Below are 18,156 nucleotides of genomic sequence, written 5' to 3' on the forward strand. Positions count from 1 at the left end.
GTATAATGTCAAAGAGATATACAGTCGAAATTTATCATCAAGAAACTAATTATGCTATCGAAGTTTCTGAAGATGAAAAAATTTTAGAATCAGCTAGGAAGGCTGGTATTGAAATACCATTATCTTGTGAAGCAGGAGTATGTACAACCTGTACTGCTTTCTTGTTAGAGGGTAAGGTAGAACAGGGGGAAGGAATGGGTTTGTCCCCTCAACTTCAAAAGGAAGGTTATGCTCTATTGTGTGTTTCATATCCTCGGTCTGATTTAAAACTAGTTACTGAAAAAGAAGATAAAGTATATGATCGACAATTTTCACCAAATACTTAATCTTCAAAACGTAATGACTTAGTAAAATATATAGAGTTTTCAATTACAAATGTATCTCTCATATCGATATCCATCAATATGAGGATACTTTTTTTTGTCAAAATCGCAATTCTTAAGCTTAATAGAATCATTAAAATTAACGGTCCAAACTTCTAAGGGATCCTTAATATTTTCAACAATCGTTTGTAAAGTTTTAGTTTCTTGAGAGGAATATTTTTTATCTTCGTTCACTAATAAAAAAGAAGTATTTGTTAATTTCTGACTATTCCGTAATTCTAATCCTATCCCCATCATCTCTCCTATTTGAACTAAACTTTTATGAGTAGTAACAATTACAGCATGATGAGATACTGTATTTTCAAAAATATTAACGAATTGTTCAGGTCTATAATATTTTTGATATCCTAAATTTACCAATACTGTTATTGAACCTAATAAACCCATAATCCATATGATGTAAAAACCTATTTTTCTGTTTAATAAGAAAAAGGGATCGGTCTTCAAGAATTGATGTTGTATGTTATCCTGCCAAGGAATTGCCAAAATTCCTCCCAAGAGTGCTATTACAGCTGGAAAATAAGTAAAACTATAACGTGCGCCACGAGTTAAATCTAATTTAGCTAGGTAAGTAATAATTAGAAAAAGACTGATAACTATAGAAATAAAAAATATAAATATAATGAAAGGTAAACGAAATTGTTTATTTTTTAAACCTACTTTTACTTCTCGCAAGATATACGGTACTAAGTAGATGAAAAACAACAATAAAATTAACCCAGACAAAATTACGATAGGAATAGAAGAAGATTCCACTGGTAAAAGTGAAATCATTGGAATCCAAACAGCTAATAATTGAAAAGGAGGACTAATAAAATATAGGATATTGTTTATTGGGTGAATCCAACTAATCATATCATTACCATAACCTTTAGGTATTATGGTTAGTAACCATATCAAACCTGTGCAGGAAGTTCCTATAATTATTAAAAAAATACGATAATAATTTATTTTTTGTAAAATTAATGATTTTCTTTGTGATTGACTACGAGCTAAAAATACTAAAGTTATAATTTCTGATATTAAGGTTAAACAAAAGAAGTAATGAATAGATAATCCGATACTATTAACTAACGACCAAACTAAAACTAACCAATAAGGAACAATCAAATCTTCTCTAATTCTTTTAATAGCAATAATTAAACACAGTAAAGATGCTATAACAAATAAAATTGCGAATGTATAATGTCGTGCTTCTTGTGCAAGATAAATACCATATGGGGATACTGCCATTAATGCTGCACTAATTTGTCCAGCTAAACGAGATCGAAAACTAATAGAACTTAAAATGTAGATTCCAGGGATAGAGAGAATACCCAAAAAAGCGGGAAGTGTTCTCATTATTCCAATATCAATATTTCTTACAATTCCTAAATAGGATAGTAAATTTATCCATAAATGATTAAGAATAAAGTACAAGGGAGGATGATTATCCTCTTCTAACAATAGAGATATAATATTACTAATACTTACGTTCGTATTGAACTGTAATGGTTGCAAAAGTGTATCTAATGAAATAAGCTGATTCAGAGGTATTGTACGAAAATCATTTCCCAAACTAAAAACCATAGTGGCAAATTCATCAGTCCATGGCGACTTAGCACTTAAATTAGTAAATCGAAGAATACTACCAATTACTATCCAAAAAACTAATAAAATCCAATTATTTACATAAAATAATTGATTAATCCATTGCCTATATAATCTAACTTTTAGCACTGAGATTCCTCTTTATCAAACTATACATAAAATAACCTAAATTTAAAATATGCACCTAATAGATTGGATTGTTGTTTTAATTTATTTTTTTGTTACTACTATCTTAGGGTTATTTGTATCTTATAAAAAAAAAATACCTGCCAAAAATCTAGAGGACAATACTTACTTTGTTAGTGATTTACTTGCGGGACGAAATTTATCTTGGTGGTTAGCAGGAACAAGTATGGCTGCAACAACATTTTCCATTGATACTCCTTTATATATATGTGGTATAGTTGCAAGCCGTGGAATTGTTGGAAATTGGGAGTGGTGGAGCTTTGGAATCTCTAACATTTTTTTAATATATGTCTTTGCTGGTATGTGGAGAAGATCAGGGCTGTTGACAGATGCTGAAATTACTGAGCTTAGATACGGTGGAAGAAATGCGGCTATTCTAAGGGCTACCAAAGCATTCTTGTTCGCTATACCAATTAATTGCATTGGTATAGGGTATGCCATGTTAGCTATGATAAAAATGGTTAATGCTTTAGAATTATGGCAAAGCTTGGGTTTCAACCCTGGTGAGGGAGTTAAACTTTGGACAATAATATCCTTAAATTTTTTTGTTTTAATTTATACAGGAATATCAGGACTTTGGGGCGTAGTAATAACAGATTTTTTTCAATTTTTTTTAGGATTAGTTGGATCAATAATACTATCTATTGTTACTGTCTATGATGCAGGGGGAATAGGTAAATTAGTGGTAGATGTTCAAAATGTAACTGATTTTGATGTGTTATCTTTTATTCCCATTATTTATGATGGAAACTTTAGTTTTACCTGGAATGACGCAGCAGGAATAACAGCTACCACATTTTCTACTTATCTGTTTGTACAGTGGTGGTCATTTAGACGTAGTGATGGAGGAGGAGAATTTGTTCAGAGACTACTCTCAGTAAAAGGAGATACAGAAACTAAAGCGAAGTACGAAGCAGAAAAAGCAACTTGGCTTTTTAATATTCTTAATTATGTTGTTAGAACCTGGCCATGGATAGTTACAGCACTGGCTTCTATCGTTTTATTACCTAATTTAGAGGATCCTGAATTAGCGTATCCTACACTGATGATAACTTATTTACCTCCTATAGCTCTTGGCTTAGTTGTTTCATCTTTAATTGCTGCATTTATGAGTACAATTTCTACTTCAATTAATTGGGGAGCTTCTTATTTAAGCAATGATTTATATAAACGCTTTTTTCGTCCTGAGGCTTCTGACCATGAATTAACCGTCGTTGTTAAAGTAGCTTCAGTTGTAGTGATAATTTTAGGATCTATTACTGCTTTTTATGCAAATGATATCCGTACAATATTTCGTATAGTACTTGCTATTGGAACTGGTCCTGGGTTAGTTCTCATTCTAAGATGGTACTGGTTTCGTATTAATGCTGCAGCTGAGTTGTCAGCAATGATTGCAGGATTTATCTTGGGATTAATATCAACTTTTAATCCAACTTTTAATGTGATCTTTTCTGATTTCGGTTCGAAACTATTGGGAATTTCAATTATTACTGGAGTAATATGGATTACTACAATGTTTTTAACTCCTCCTGAAAAAGAAGAAACATTAATTAATTTCTATAGGCATATACGACCAGGAGGACGAGGTTGGTATTTTCAACAGCAGCAGACTGGATTAAAACCAGCTCAAGATTTAAGGATGGACTTACTAAAAGTATTAGCAGCTCTTCTGATACTTTTTGGTAGTATGTTCGCTATTGGAGGCTTTTTGCTTCTACAGCCAATAACTGGATTTATTTCATTAATGTTTGCAGTTTTTGGAGGAATTTTATTGAAAAATCTTGAGAAAAAAGAAATAAGTTTTTAGACGCAGCTTCTGTTAACACATTAAATGTATGAATCTAATTGTTGATAAATCTATTGTAATAGAGTTAATTGAGAACTTAAAGAAGAAGGAAAGACTTTTGCAAATTTATACTTGCAAAAGTCTTTCCTTCTTCTTTAAGTTCTCAGTTAATTATTGGATATACACTTACCTTTTTACGGCTTTTTGTTTTATGCTCAAAGGTTACTATTCCATTGACTAAAGCAAATAGGGTATCGTCTTTACCTATTCCTACATTGTTGCCTGGATGAACTTTTGTTCCTCTTTGACGAATTAAAATGTTTCCTGCTTTAACTACTTGTCCACCAAAGCGTTTAACTCCAAGTCTTTGGGAGTGGGAGTCACGCCCATTTCGAGTACTACCTGTTCCTTTTTTATGCGCCATAATGTTTTTCTAGTTATTTTCTATGGTTTTATAAAAATAATTTGTCTCTATAGACTTATTCTTCTTTTGTTATATCTTCTCCAATAGAAGTATCTGGAGAGCTTGTACAAATAACTGAACCATTGAGACTAATAGAATTAATCATTAAACGGCTAAGCTCTTGACGATGTCCTCTTTTCTTGCGCGTTTTCTTCTTAGGACGCATTTTGTAGACAATAACTTTTTGTCCTCGGCGCTCTCTAAGTACAGTTCCCTCTACTGTAGCTCCCTCGATAAAAGGGTGACCAACAGTTATATTATCATCATCACTAATCAGTAGTACTTTTTCAATTACGTAAGAGTTATTACTGTCAGTAGTAAGACGGTTCATATCATAGAAACGACCAGGCTCGACACGAAATTGCGCTCCTCCAGCCTCAACGATTGCATAATTCATAACTTTGTCCTTGATATTAATTGCCGTACAGGTAGAATAACAACGAATATTCTTATTCTTTTGCTTATACTGTAACCTGATCCGAGCAGGATTTCGTTGAAACCCTATATTATCATACTATTATTATATTTTATGTCAAACAATTCCTTTATCATGGTTAATATTTAATCATGCAAATAGTAGTTTTCTAAAAAACAAAATTACTTAGTAAAAATAATTCCAATAATCTGTTAGGGTGTACTTTAAACAAATTAATTTTTTATTGCAACAATATGTCCCAGAATCAATCTATCTCAACGATTACAGTAAAAGAGCTTGCTGAATATCTTGTAAAAGACAGTTCTGAATTACAGTTAATAGATGTAAGAGAACCAGAAGAAGTAAAGATAGCTAGCATTAAAGGTTTTAAAATATTTTCCTTAAGTCAGTTTCATGAATGGTCTAAAACAATTATCTATGACTTAGATTTTAACAAAGAAACATTAGTTCTTTGTCATCATGGAGTAAGGTCTTCTCAAATGTGTTTTTGGTTACTTCAAACTGGGTTTCTTAATGTTAAAAACATACAAGGAGGAATTGCTGCTTACTCTTCAATAATTGACAATAGTATTCCTCAATATTAAGTGAGAGAAAAGTAGTTATTTCGTAAAAGTTACATCTAAAGACTACATTGTTATGACTATTCCTTTTTTTTTAAATCAAAGATATCAAAAAATTTTACGAGCGGCAGTTCAACATTATATTGCCACGGCGGAACCCGTTGGATCTAATACTTTGGTTAGAGAATACAATTTAAGTATTAGTTCAGCGACCATTCGCAATACATTAGGAAAACTAGAAAAGGCAGGATTTTTGTATCAACCCCATACTTCTGCTGGTAGAATACCATCTGACTTTGGTTATCGAATATATGTAGATAACTTAATGATTCCGGATCATAATTGTACAAAGAATATTAAACGCAAGTTAAATCAACAATTAGATTCAAAAGTTTATGACTGCAACGAAACTTTTTTACAAAAAGTAGCTCAGATATTGGCAAACTTGAGCGGCTATATAGCTCTCATTACTCTTCCGCAAATATTACCCAATGAATTACATCACTTACAGTTAATACAAATATCTCCTAAACAAATAATGTTTGTTGTTGTAACTAATGATTATAAAACTCAATCTATCTTAGTAGATATTCCATCTATTTTAATTCATGATAATAAAGATCGATTAGATAAAAAATTACAGATTTTCTCTAATTTCTTAAATAGTAATTTAAAAGGAAAATCTATATTAGACATTCCCAACTCAACTTGGCAAAAAATAGATCAAGACTTTATTGATTACTCTGATTTTTTAAAAGGACTTCTTAAACAGTTAAAAAATAATCTTCAATTATCTATTTCTACTCAAATAATAATTCATGGTGTTTCAGAAATTTTGAGACAACCTGAGTTTTCTCAAATGAAGCAGGTAAAAATGCTAATTCGTTTATTAGAAGAAGAACAAGATAAATTACAATCTTTAATCTTAGATTTTCCTGAGAGTAAAATATCAAATAAACAAGTAAATATTAGGATTGGAAATGAAAATCCGCTAAAATCTATGCATCTTTATAGTTTAATTTATTCAACTTACTGTCAACATAATGTTCCGGTTGGAAGTGTTGGTATTATTGGCCCAACGCGAATGCTATATGACAATACTATTCCTCTTGTAGAATCAACAGCAGATTATTTATCCAAAATGTTTAGTTGATTACTACATTCTGTATAAGTAAGATGCTTGAGTTACCTTTAATATTTTATACAGCTTGAAACGTACTTATAAGTTTTTCTGATTTAAAATTTTTTAGTATTTGATTCTAGGTAATTATAGTTAGAATTATACTTATCATTTAAAAGCTAATAAATATTAACCTTTAAATGGTATAGAAAATATACTGTACATGATTAAAGAAGTATAATTTTTAATAGAATATATTGTCATATAAAGGTTCAATACTTTCACAAAATAAGTCAAATACTAAATATATACTAGATACTGATATCAAGCCTTATTTATAGAAAATATACGATTTTTAATAAAATATTACACTTCTTATTCTACTTTTCAGGTAATTTTTTTGGAGTATATTCTAGATTTATATAAAAAAATTTAGCATAAAATATTAGCGAATAAATAAAAATACATTCCCAATTTTTACTTGTCATCCTTTTCAGTAAACTGCTATATTAAAATGCTTATAAATCTAAGTTGAGGTTATCCTTGCAAAAATTACTTAACATCGCTAAGGTTATAGATGCTATTAATGAATGGATAGGCAGATTTGCTTATTGGATAATCTTATTAATGATCTTTATAGGTGTTTGGAATGTTGTAGGGAGATATGTAGGAAGATTTCTTGGATATAGTTTAACTTCCAATGCACTTATTGAAATACAATGGTACTTATTTGATATTGTCTTTTTCCTAGGAGCAGCATATACTCTTAAACACAATGGACATGTTAGGGTGGATGTCTTTTACAAAGATTTGTCATTGAAGCAAAAAGCGTTAGTAGATTTTGTAGGTACTTTCATTTTTTTAATTCCGTTTTGTTTAGTAATAATTTATTATTCTTGGGATAACATTATAAATTCCTGGAAATCTTTAGAAATATCTCCGGATCCTGGGGGCTTAGCTCGTTATCCTATCAAATCAATGATAATTGTTAGTAGCGTATCACTGATTTTCCAAGGAATATCTGAAGCTATAAAAAGTTTAAGTAAATTTAAAAAGCAATTAAACTCTCAGGAGGAAAACCATGATCCAAACATATGACGGATTAGGTCCACTCATGTTTGCTGTAGCACTAGTTCTGTTATCGTTGGGATATCCAGTTGCTTTTTCTTTAGGTGGGGTATCAATAATTTTCGCTTGTATTGGGGTATCTTTAGATATTTTTAATCCAGTCTTTTTAAGTGCATTGCCAAGTAGAATCTTTGGCATTATGGGGAACTATACATTGCTAGCTATTCCATATTTTATTTTTTTAGGTTCAATGCTTGAAAAGACAGGCATTGCCGAAAAATTATTATTAACTATGGGGATATTATTTGGTAAATTGCGTGGAGGATTAGCATTAGCAGTTGTTATAGTAGGAGCACTATTAGCAGCAACTACTGGAGTAGTTGCTGCTACCGTAGTTGCTATGGGATTAATTTCTCTCCCAATTATGTTGCGCTATGGATATAATAAACAACTTGCAGCAGGAGTAATAGTAGCTTCAGGAACGTTAGGTCAGTTAATTCCGCCTAGTATAGTTTTAGTTGTATTAGCTGACCAATTAAGTATTCCTGTTGGAAATTTATTTATTGGTTCAGTTGTTCCAGGATTAATGATGGCGAGCGTCTTTGCTCTACACGTTATTATAATTGCTATTATACGTCCTGATATTGCACCTGCAATTCCTAAAGAAGAAAGAAGCATTGGTATAAAAGCATTAGCCAAACAAGTCGTACAAGCTATGCTTCCGCCTTTGCTGCTCATTTTTTTAGTTATGGGGGGTATCTTCTTCGGTTTTGCTACTCCAACAGAAGCGGGGGCTGTAGGCGCTTTGGGGACTATTATCTTAGCTGCTTTTAATGGACAGCTAAATTGGATAACCCTCAGGCAAGTCTGTGATACTACGTTACGTATCAGCACTATGGTGATCTTTATACTTTTTGGATCAACTGCCTTTAGCCTCATCTTCCGGGGAGTGCATGGAGATCAGTTTATGTTAAATATATTAACAACACTCCCAGGAGGAAAATATAGCTTCTTAATTGTCAGCATGTTGACAGTTTTCATCTTAGGATTTTTTATTGATTTTTTTGAAATAGCTTTTATAGTTATTCCTATTTTTAAACCTGTTGCTGAGACTTTAGGTATAGATTTACTTTGGTATGGGGTTATTCTTGCAGCAAATTTACAAACTTCTTTTTTGACGCCCCCTTTCGGATTCGCTCTTTTTTATTTGAGAGGAGTAGCTCCCCCAGAATTAAAAACAGAAGAAATTTATTATGGTGTTATTCCCTTCATTCTACTTCAACTGTTAGTACTAATCTTGATAGTTATCTTTCCTGCTTTTGTAAATTTTCTACCTTCATTAAGTACTCACATTAGGTAGTTTTATATTTAAAATTATAAGTTGAGTATTAACTTTTAATTCAATTATTTATCACAAATGTTTGAATTAGACCTTATAAAAAAATTTGATAGAACTATAGAATGATTATTAATTTGCTTGCTGTAGAAATGTATCATAAAAGAGTCTATTAAACTATTATTTAGAGTAAAATTAAATAATTAATACAAATTAAAAATATCTTTATTAAAATCATAGATATTTATATCTAATTCTCCAATAATTTTTTTAGTAAGTAATTACTATTTCGACATATTACCTATTAAAAAAAATTTAGTATCAAATTCTCTAATATTTAATTATGAACTTTTTTCGTGATCAGGTTAATAGTTTTACAGGCAAGACTCGTTTTCTAGTTTCCCGTATTTTTTTGCATCTTTCAGGAGAAGATATAGCTCCTTTATTAGGAATTCTTAATGAAGAAGCACGAGTAGCGGTAGAACAAGAGGGAGATTTGCTTATAATGGGAGAAGGATTAGTTAGGATTTGCCAATATCTTCTTCAGCTTAGTTTTAATTGGCAATCGTCTGCTAACGAGGGAGATATTTTTTGGGAAGAAGATACTGCAGGAGATTATTTTAATGAACTTTTTACTGATTCAGGGCAACGTTACTTAAGTAATGAAGACTTAGAATCGGATACAGAAAAAGAAGAATCTACTCTAGTTTTACCAGCTAATCGTAATTTAGTTATTATGATTACTATTGCTTGTACAGGAGAAGTGCCAGATTTGGAAACTAACCTTGCTGATAAAGAAGCGTTAGAATATGGATTAAAAGCTTTGTTGAACCTTCATTATCAAGAACGTTTAGAAGCACTACAAATTCATTATTCTCCAGCACATTTTGGAGATGAGCTCACTAATGATCAATTATTACTAAATTTTCCTGAATTAGTTCCCTTATAAAATTATTGAGACAATGCGCAAAATTATTATTATCTTTTTATCATTTACTCTTTGTCTAACGACCATATCTTGTGGCTCTTCAACATTAAATGAATCTTTACCAAACAACAAAATAAAGACTTCCATTTCTAATCAAGTTAAAAATGGAAGTTACCCCATACAACAAGCAGAGTATAACGACATTAATGGAACATATACTCTGACATTGCTTAATACTCCTCCTGGAAAATCTTCTACATATAGTACAGATAATTTACAAATGGCTAGGTTGACGCCTGAGCAAATAGCTAATGGTAAAAGTAATTATTTAGAAATCACCACGGATGCAGTAGTAATGTATATTAAAGAAGATTTTAAAATAGAGTATATTCATAATGTTACTGAGCCACAAACTAATGACCAAGTAGGGACCACTCAAAATATAGTAAGGAGAGAGTCTAGCTTTTGGAGTCCTTTCGCAGGAGCTATGGCCGGTCAAGCACTTGGAAGTATTCTATTTTCTCCCCGATACTATGTACCACCATTATATCATTCTGGACAAGTTATGAATGGTTATGGCAGCTATGGAAGTAACTATAATCAAGCTGTTCAACGCTATCAAGAAAAATATAACAGTTCACCACCAGCAGTAAAAAATAGACAAACTTTTAGAACAACAAGAAATCTTCAAAAATCTACTTCAAATATACGTAATTCTAGAAGGGGAGCATCTCGTTCTAGTGGTTCTGGTTTTGGTTCAAGCAATTTAAGGAAAGGTAGTAGTTCAAGACCTAGTGTTAGAAGCAGATCTAGTTTTGGATCTAGAAATTCTTTCCGGTCTCGTCCTTCTACCCGTAGTTTTAGAAGAAGACGTTAATTTTATTGATGGTAAAATTCATAAATCTATAAAAGATGACTAATCTTAATAGCTATTTTTTATAACTATGCTATTGTGACTTATTAGTATAAAAATAAAATGTATCTCTAAGAGATTAAATATAATAATCTTATTTATATAATAATTTTATATAAATAAGATTATTATATTTTGTCAGTAACCTTAACTAAATTTATATAAGCTATTTTTAATGAAACTTTTATGAATCTTAATCTCATATTTTGAAAACAGCTATTATTATAGTACTCACATAATTTTTCACATATTAATCTTAAAAAAGTAAATCAATGAAAGGAGAACCATTAATTGAGTTGAAAAATGTTTCTAAATCTTTTGGTGGCTATAATATCCTAGATAACATTAATTTAACTATCTATAGAGGAGAAGCTCTGGTCATTATAGGACCGTCAGGTACAGGTAAATCAACTATTTTACGTCTTATAGCTGGGTTACTATCATTAGATACAGGAAAAATTTATATTAAGGGTAAAGAACGTAAAGGAATTATTGAAGATGGTTACCAACCTATGCGGATTGCTTTAGTTTTTCAACAGGCAGCATTATTTGATTCACTAACAGTTGATGAAAATGTTGGTTTTTTTCTCTATGAACATTCTAAATTATCTCGTCCCAAAATTCGAAAACTAGTTGATAAAAAACTAGCAATGGTAGGACTGCATGGAATAAGTGATCGTTATCCTTCTCAACTTTCAGGAGGAATGCGCAAGAGAGTTAGTTTTGCTAGAGCTTTAATGTCTAATCCTGAAAATTCCTTAGATAATCCAGAAATAGTTTTATATGATGAACCTACTGCTGGCTTAGATCCTATTTCTTCGACTGTTGTTGAGAACTTAGTTCGTGATTTACAAAATGATTTTGAAGGCTGTGAAAGCTACGTCATGGTATCTCACCAAGATAGTACGATTAGACGTACTGCAGATAGAGTGATTTTTTTATATGGTGGAAAGATTCAATGGGAAGGAAAAGTCAATGAAATTGACTCTACAAATAATCCTATTGTTCGACAATTTTTTAATGCTAGTGTTAAAGGTCCTATTCGAGTAACTGATTAAACTATTGTATAAAAACAGTTGTTATTGTTAATTATTCTGTGGAACAATGTGAGGAAAAATTATGTTAAGAATGCGAACCCTACAAGAAGGCTCAGTAGGCTTGTTTGTTATTTTCGGTTTAACCATTTTTGGAGGATTGGTTCTTTGGTTACGAGGTGGTGTTTTAGGCCAAAGGACTTATCAGTTTTTCGCTAATTTTAAAAATGTTAGTGGTCTACAAGTTGGTGCGCCTATAAGGTATAGAGGTGTAACTGTTGGAAAGATTCTAGGTCTTCAACCTAACAGCAATGGAGTAAGAGTTATTCTAGAAATTTCTTCTAATCAGTTAAGAATTCCAAAAGACTCTAACGTTCAAATTAACCGTTATGGGCTAATTGGTGAAGCTTCAGTTGATATTACTCCATCCCATAATTTATCCGAACAAGAATTAAATATTGATCCCATTAGTGAAAAATGTATGAAAGAAAGACAAATACTTTGTAACAATGATGAGGTAGTAGGTAAGACTGGATCTCAACTAGTTGAAGCATTAACACGCTTAAGTAATGCTTATAGTGATCCTAAATTTATTGGCGATGTTAATTCAGCAGTAAGAAATGTTTCTAAAGCAGGGGACAGAATTGCTATTCTTAGCCAAGAGGTCACAAAATTATCAGAAGTTGCTCGTGGCCAAATCGATGGTGTAGGAGATGCTATTCGTAATGCAGACCAAGCAGCGCAAGATGCTTCCAAACTAATAAGAAATGTTGACTCTGTTATAGTAGAAAATCGTACTAATGTTGATCGAACAATTCAGGGAGCTGCTAATTTAACTAACAATTTAAATAATTTAGTAGAAGAAAATAGAGAAAGTATAGTTAATACGTTAAATAGTATTGAACAAACTAGTGATCAAATACGTTTATTGGCTATTAATTTTGGGGTAACAGTAGATAGTATTAATCAAGGTATCCATGAAATTAATATGGAACAATTTGCCAATAATCTTGAATCTTTAATGTCTAATGCAGCACAAACAGCAAAAAATTTACAAAATTTATCTAAGTCCTTAAGTGATCCTGAAGTTATAATTACCATTCAAAAAACTTTAGATTCTGCACGTGTTACTTTTGAAAATGCTCAAAAGATTACCTCTGATGTTGAAGAACTAACAGGTGATCCTATTTTCAGAAATAATATTCGTAAACTTATAGACGGTTTGGGTAATTTAGTAACTGATACTGAAAGTTTAGAACAACAAGTTTATGCTGCACAAATAATTGAATCAGTAACTAATGCAGTAGAATATAAATTGCTGTCGAAAAAAGACTAAACGAGTTTCTTCCTATTATCAATCCTTTAACTAATGCGATAGAAGATAATACAAAAACTTAAATATATTAGTAATAAAAAATAGAGTATTTTGGTAAAGAACAAAGTACTTAATTATGATCTCAATATGGAATTCATTGTAAAGTTTTTCATACTGAAATATTTCTAATATCGATATTAAGATTTATAGTAAAGTGTTATGTTTATTAAACTTAATAGTTTTGTATTTAAAGCCCTTAGTCTATAAGATATTGAAGTATTGATTATTTTAATTTCAACAATCAATATAATGTGGTTTAAAACAATATTGCTAAAAGAAAAGTAGGTTTTAACAATTTACAAGTAGTATATTTATCTCAATGTCCGAAATCGAAATAAATAAAAAATCAAGAAAAATTTTAAGATGATTAAAACATAGCAAAACGCAAAGTATAATACAATGCATACAAAATATTTAGAGAGAATAATAAAAAATGTTAGTTGCGATCTCTGGAGCAGGTTTGGCTGGTCTTTCTTGTGCTAAGTATCTTGTAGATAATGGACATACTCCTCTTATTCTAGAACGTCAAGATGTCCCTGGTGGCAAATTAGCTGCTTGGAAAGATAAAGATGGAGACTGGTACGAGACTGGATTACATATTTTTTTTGGTGCTTATCCTAATTTACTTCAGTTGTTCAAAGAACTTGACATTGAAGATCATTTACAGTGGAAAAAGCATTCTATGATTTTCAATCAATTAGAGAATCCTGGCACTTATTCACGTTTTGATTTTCCCGACCTTCCTGCACCCATCAACGGAATGATAGCTATTTTAAGAAATAACGATATGTTGACGTGGGAAGAGAAGATTAAATTTGGAATTGGTCTACTACCTGCCATCATAAAAGGGCAAGATTATGTTGAAAAAATGGATTGTTACTCTTGGTCTGAATGGCTTGCGAAGCAAAATATTCCACCTAGAGTAGAAAAGGAAGTTTTTATCGCTATGTCTAAAGCTTTAAACTTTATAAATCCAGATGAAATTTCCGCTACCATTCTTTTAACAGCTTTAAATAGATTCTTACAAGAAAAAAATGGATCAAAAATGGCTTTTTTAGACGGTTCTCCTACGGAAAGACTATGCCAACCTTTAATAGATTACATTACGAATAGAGGGGGAGAAGTTAGGTTAAAGGCTCCCTTGAAAGAAATTTTACTAACAGAAGATAATAATGTTAAAGGATTTTTAGTTGGAGGTCGTAATGGTGAACCAGACCAAACTATCACAGCAGATATATATATTTCTGCAATGCCAGTTGATCCATTAAAAGCTAAACTACCAAAAGAATGGCAGCAATTAGAAGAATTTAAAAAATTAGAAGGATTGGAAGGAGTTCCTGTTATTAATTTACACCTTTGGTTTGATAAGAAACTTACTCATATTGATCACTTACTATTTTCTCGTTCTGATTTATTGAGCGTTTATGCTGATATGAGTAATACTTGTAGAGGATATTCTAATTCTAATAAATCTATGCTAGAACTAATCTTAGCTCCTGCACAAAAATGGATTAACAAGAGTGATCAAACAATTATTGATGCTACTATGATGGAAATTAGAAAACTTTTTCCTCAACACTTTGAAGGAGAAGAAAAAGCTAAACTTTTAAAATACCATATAGTTAGAACCCCTCGTTCTGTTTATAAAGCAACACCTAATAGGCAAGGTCATCGTCCTTCCCAAAGAACTTCTATTCCTAATTTTTATTTAGCTGGAGACTATACTATGCAAAAATATTTAGGAAGTATGGAAGGCGCAGTGTTATCTGGAAAATTAGCTGCTCAAGCAATAGTTGAAGATCATCCGATTTAAGTTTGTAAAACTAGAGAAACATCTCTAGCATATTTGTTGTCATTAATAGTACTATGATCAATAGATTCTTTTCTCATAAAGATAAAACTATTCATTAGATGTGAAAATGATAGATATATCTAAAAAGTTAAGATTTCATTGATTTTCTACTATCTTTATCGTTATAAAAATCATTCTGCTTGTGCTGAATGCTACAAATCCCTAAAACTCCCCAAACCCCAAAAGCCCTAAATTCTGTCGTAGAGGCTTATGAACGCTGTCGTCGAATTACTCAGAAATATTCTAAAACTTTTTACTTAGGAACATTATTAATGCCACCTAAGAAAAGATGCGCAATTTGGGCTCTCTACGTTTGGTGCCGACGTACTGATGAATTAGTTGATGGAGCTCAGGCTAATTTCACAACACCAGAAACCTTGCAAAAATGGGAAAATAATTTAGAGTATTTATTTGCAGGTTATCCCTTAGATGACGAAGATGTTGCCTTAGTTGATACATTGAGAAATTTTCCGATAGAAATCGCTCCCTTCAAGGATATGATAGCAGGTCAAAAGATGGATTTATATCGTAATCGCTATCAAACTTTTGAGGAACTTAAGCTCTACTGTTACCGTGTCGCAGGTACAGTAGGACTTATGTCTAATGCAGTTCTAGGTATCGAAGAATATCCCTCTATCGTCCCTTGGGAAATAAAATCTAAACGAAGTATTCCTAAAGAAGAGGCAATTGCCCTAGGTATTGCTAATCAATTAACAAATATACTGAGGGATATCGGAGAAGATGCTCAAAGAGGACGAATTTATTTACCTTTAGAAGATTTGGAACGTTTTAAATATACTGAAGAAGATTTATTTAATGGGGTAATAGATGATCGTTGGAAAAATTTAATGAATTTTCAAATTCAAAGAGCTCGACAATACTATAAAGATGCTGAACGTGGCATTAGAGTCTTATCTAGAGACTCTCGTTGGCCTGTCTGGTCAGCTTTAATGCTTTATCAAGGTATCCTAGATATGATTGAAGCTAATGAATATGATGTATTTTCCAAACGTGCTTTTGTTCCAAATTTCAAAAAAATTATGTATTTGCCTATTGCTTGGTTAAGAGCTCAAACACTTTAAGTCTTTGCTTTTATAATCGCAATCATAATTATATAAGAAAAATTTTATGTTCGTATGTATAATGCCGCTGCTTTATTCTAAAGCAGCGGCATTATACATAATATATGAAGATATGATTGATATCATAGGGCTTTATATTCGTTAGACTACTATTATTATTTTCCTTTATTTATTGATTAGGTCAAATTTAATTAATGAGTAGAGGAAAATATATTAACATTAAAATAACGGAGCTAAAAAAAGAGGATTATTCATGCGATATGCTGTAGTTATTGAAAAGGGCAAATATTATTATGGAGCTTATGTTCCTGACTTACCGGAATGTTCTGCGGTTGGAAAAACTGTAGAGGAGACAAGAGAACTCATATATAACTCGATTTCTAATCATTTAGGCGGATTAGAAAAAGAAGGTAATTCTTTTCCTAGTCCTAAAACAATATGTGAATATGTAGAAGTTAATTAACTGTAAAAGCTTATAGGAGTAATCACTTTATTGTAATCTAATTATTTTGGATTACTCCAAACATTTTTTGTAAAAAATAATATTACTTATATTTTAAATATCCTGTGTTTAGATTTAATTGTTTAAAGAAATAATTACTAATAGAGCATTCTTCATAACTATAGAATAAGCAAGACAATAATATCATTTATGATTAATATATTGTAAAAACTTAGAAAAGGAAAATACAAATTGATTATTTACCATAGATGATTATAATAAATAAGAAATAATTTAAAATTAACGCAAATTAAATGCTAAAAGCTGGAATAGTTGGACTCCCTAATGTTGGTAAATCGACATTATTTAATGCTTTAGTCGCTAATGCTAAAGCAGATGCAGCAAACTTTCCCTTTTGTACTATTGAACCTAACGTAGGCCTAGTATCTGTTCCTGATAAAAGATTAGAAATTTTAGCTGAACTTTCCAAGTCAGAAAAAATTCTACCCACTCGTATTGAATTTGTAGATATTGCCGGATTAGTCAAAGGTGCCGCACAGGGAGAAGGTCTCGGGAATCAATTTTTAGCTAATATTCGTGAAGTAGATGCCATAGTTCATGTTGTACGTTGTTTTGATAATGATGATATTATTCATGTATCAGGTTCTGTAAATCCAATGAGAGATATTGAAACTATCAATCTAGAATTAATTTTGGCTGATCTTTCTCAAGTCGAAAAACGTTTAAATAGATTAAAGAAACAAAAAAATAGTCAGAAAGAAGAACAGGAAGAAATATCTGTTTTAGAAAAGTTTATTATCCAGCTTAATCAAGGTATGCCGGCCCGTGATTTAGAACTAACAGAAGAGGAAAAAATATTAGCTAAGCCTTTAGAATTACTTACCCTTAAACCGGTTATCTATGCTACTAATGTATCTGAAGATGATTTAAGTTCAGAAAATAATTGGGTAAAAGAAGTAAAAAAAATTGCTTCTACTAGTCATGCAAAAGTGGTAGTAGTATCTGCTCAAGTAGAGTCAGAGCTAATAGAAATTTCAGATGAAGAAAAATTAGAGTTTTTAAATGCCTTAGGAGTAAATGAGAGTGGCTTAAAGCTTTTAATCAAAGCAGTTTATGACTTGCTTGGATTAAGAACATATTTAACTACTGGACCTAAAGAAACTCGTGCTTGGACTATTCATGCTGGTATGAAAGCACCTCAAGCTGCAGGTGTAATTCATTCAGACTTTGAGAAAGGATTTATTCGTGCTGAGACTGTCTCTTACGAAGATTTAGTATCTTACAAAACTATTACTTTAGCAAAAGAACAAGGCTTAGTCAGAAGTGAGGGTAAAGACTATATTGTTCAAGAAGGGGATGTTATATTATTTAGATTTAATGTTTAATAGCTTTCTAAGAATATATGGTCAACATTAACTATTAATTATTAATCAATTTAATCTAAATAGTATACTAAGAGCGATTAATATTTATTTAATAGTATTAGTTTGTTGAGAAAAAGTAACCATACCTACTATTCATACTTTGAGATATAAATCAAATATTTTTTTCTTTTATACTAAAGAAGATACACAAAAGAGT

The 18,156-nt window shown here is 31.2% G+C and carries 17 protein-coding genes; 14 read left to right on the forward strand and 3 right to left on the reverse strand.

The window, feature by feature from the left end:
- The first annotated feature begins 5 nt into the window (after nt 1-5).
- Entirely contained in the window at nt 6-326 is a 321-nt protein-coding gene (locus LPC16_RS01980; protein WP_040054640.1) for a 2Fe-2S iron-sulfur cluster-binding protein, read from the forward strand.
- A 39-nt stretch (nt 327-365) separates the two neighbouring features.
- Here the strand turns inward: LPC16_RS01980 and LPC16_RS01985 are convergent, their stop codons facing one another.
- The gene (locus tag LPC16_RS01985; protein WP_229637542.1) at nt 366-2,102 is read right to left on the reverse strand and encodes a glycosyltransferase family 39 protein; all 1,737 of its coding nucleotides are present in this window, start codon (nt 2,100-2,102) and stop codon (nt 366-368) included.
- A 49-nt stretch (nt 2,103-2,151) separates the two neighbouring features.
- Between LPC16_RS01985 and LPC16_RS01990 the strand changes: the two genes are divergently transcribed.
- Complete coding sequence (locus LPC16_RS01990; RefSeq protein WP_229637543.1) at nt 2,152-3,966, forward strand: sodium:solute symporter family protein; 1,815 nt, start codon at nt 2,152-2,154, stop codon at nt 3,964-3,966.
- A 142-nt stretch (nt 3,967-4,108) separates the two neighbouring features.
- Here LPC16_RS01990 and rpmA read toward each other — a convergent pair whose 3' ends face one another.
- Nucleotides 4,109-4,369, reverse strand: a complete 261-nt coding sequence (gene rpmA, locus LPC16_RS01995; protein WP_229637544.1) for a 50S ribosomal protein L27 — start codon at nt 4,367-4,369, stop codon at nt 4,109-4,111.
- A 55-nt stretch (nt 4,370-4,424) separates the two neighbouring features.
- Nucleotides 4,425-4,805: a 50S ribosomal protein L21 gene (rplU, locus tag LPC16_RS02000; RefSeq protein ID WP_229637545.1), complete on the reverse strand. Its 381-nt coding sequence runs from the start codon at nt 4,803-4,805 to the stop codon at nt 4,425-4,427.
- Between the two features lie 272 nt (nt 4,806-5,077).
- On the opposite strand from rplU, the gene LPC16_RS02005 reads away from it, so the two are divergent.
- The 12 genes from LPC16_RS02005 to ychF all read left to right on the forward strand — a co-directional run bounded on the left by LPC16_RS02005 (nt 5,078) and on the right by ychF (nt 17,960).
- Complete coding sequence (locus LPC16_RS02005; RefSeq protein ID WP_040054645.1) at nt 5,078-5,428, forward strand: rhodanese-like domain-containing protein; 351 nt, start codon at nt 5,078-5,080, stop codon at nt 5,426-5,428.
- Nucleotides 5,429-5,480: 52 nt separating this feature from the next.
- The gene (hrcA, locus tag LPC16_RS02010; protein WP_229637546.1) at nt 5,481-6,557 is read left to right on the forward strand and encodes a heat-inducible transcriptional repressor HrcA; all 1,077 of its coding nucleotides are present in this window, start codon (nt 5,481-5,483) and stop codon (nt 6,555-6,557) included.
- Nucleotides 6,558-7,067: 510 nt separating this feature from the next.
- Nucleotides 7,068-7,622 carry a TRAP transporter small permease subunit gene (locus LPC16_RS02015; protein ID WP_040054647.1) on the forward strand — a complete coding sequence of 185 codons (555 nt, stop codon included), beginning with the start codon at nt 7,068-7,070 and terminating at the stop codon, nt 7,620-7,622.
- Nucleotides 7,606-8,952 (forward strand): TRAP transporter large permease, encoded by a 1,347-nt coding sequence (locus tag LPC16_RS02020; RefSeq protein WP_040054648.1) that lies wholly within the window; start codon nt 7,606-7,608, stop codon nt 8,950-8,952. The genes LPC16_RS02015 and LPC16_RS02020 overlap by 17 nt, the downstream gene beginning before the upstream one ends.
- A gap of 319 nt (nt 8,953-9,271) precedes the next feature.
- Nucleotides 9,272-9,877: a DUF1517 domain-containing protein gene (locus LPC16_RS02025; protein ID WP_040054649.1), complete on the forward strand. Its 606-nt coding sequence runs from the start codon at nt 9,272-9,274 to the stop codon at nt 9,875-9,877.
- Between the two features lie 13 nt (nt 9,878-9,890).
- Nucleotides 9,891-10,733: a hypothetical protein gene (locus tag LPC16_RS02030; RefSeq protein ID WP_229637547.1), complete on the forward strand. Its 843-nt coding sequence runs from the start codon at nt 9,891-9,893 to the stop codon at nt 10,731-10,733.
- Nucleotides 10,734-11,041: 308 nt separating this feature from the next.
- Complete coding sequence (locus LPC16_RS02035) at nt 11,042-11,827, forward strand: ABC transporter ATP-binding protein (RefSeq protein ID WP_229637548.1); 786 nt, start codon at nt 11,042-11,044, stop codon at nt 11,825-11,827.
- Nucleotides 11,828-11,897: 70 nt separating this feature from the next.
- Nucleotides 11,898-13,139 (forward strand): MlaD family protein, encoded by a 1,242-nt coding sequence (locus LPC16_RS02040; RefSeq protein ID WP_229637549.1) that lies wholly within the window; start codon nt 11,898-11,900, stop codon nt 13,137-13,139.
- 472 nt (nt 13,140-13,611) lie between these two features.
- Complete coding sequence (gene pds, locus LPC16_RS02045) at nt 13,612-14,991, forward strand: 15-cis-phytoene desaturase (RefSeq protein ID WP_229637550.1); 1,380 nt, start codon at nt 13,612-13,614, stop codon at nt 14,989-14,991.
- 188 nt (nt 14,992-15,179) lie between these two features.
- Entirely contained in the window at nt 15,180-16,112 is a 933-nt protein-coding gene (gene crtB, locus LPC16_RS02050) for a 15-cis-phytoene synthase CrtB (protein ID WP_040054653.1), read from the forward strand.
- Nucleotides 16,113-16,365: 253 nt separating this feature from the next.
- Entirely contained in the window at nt 16,366-16,575 is a 210-nt protein-coding gene (locus LPC16_RS02055; RefSeq protein WP_229637551.1) for a type II toxin-antitoxin system HicB family antitoxin, read from the forward strand.
- A gap of 293 nt (nt 16,576-16,868) precedes the next feature.
- Nucleotides 16,869-17,960 carry a redox-regulated ATPase YchF gene (gene ychF, locus LPC16_RS02060; RefSeq protein WP_229637552.1) on the forward strand — a complete coding sequence of 364 codons (1,092 nt, stop codon included), beginning with the start codon at nt 16,869-16,871 and terminating at the stop codon, nt 17,958-17,960.
- Nucleotides 17,961-18,156 lie beyond the last annotated feature (196 nt).

The organism is cyanobacterium endosymbiont of Braarudosphaera bigelowii (assembly GCF_020885515.1).
GTDB lineage: Bacteria > Cyanobacteriota > Cyanobacteriia > Cyanobacteriales > Microcystaceae > Atelocyanobacterium > Atelocyanobacterium thalassa_A.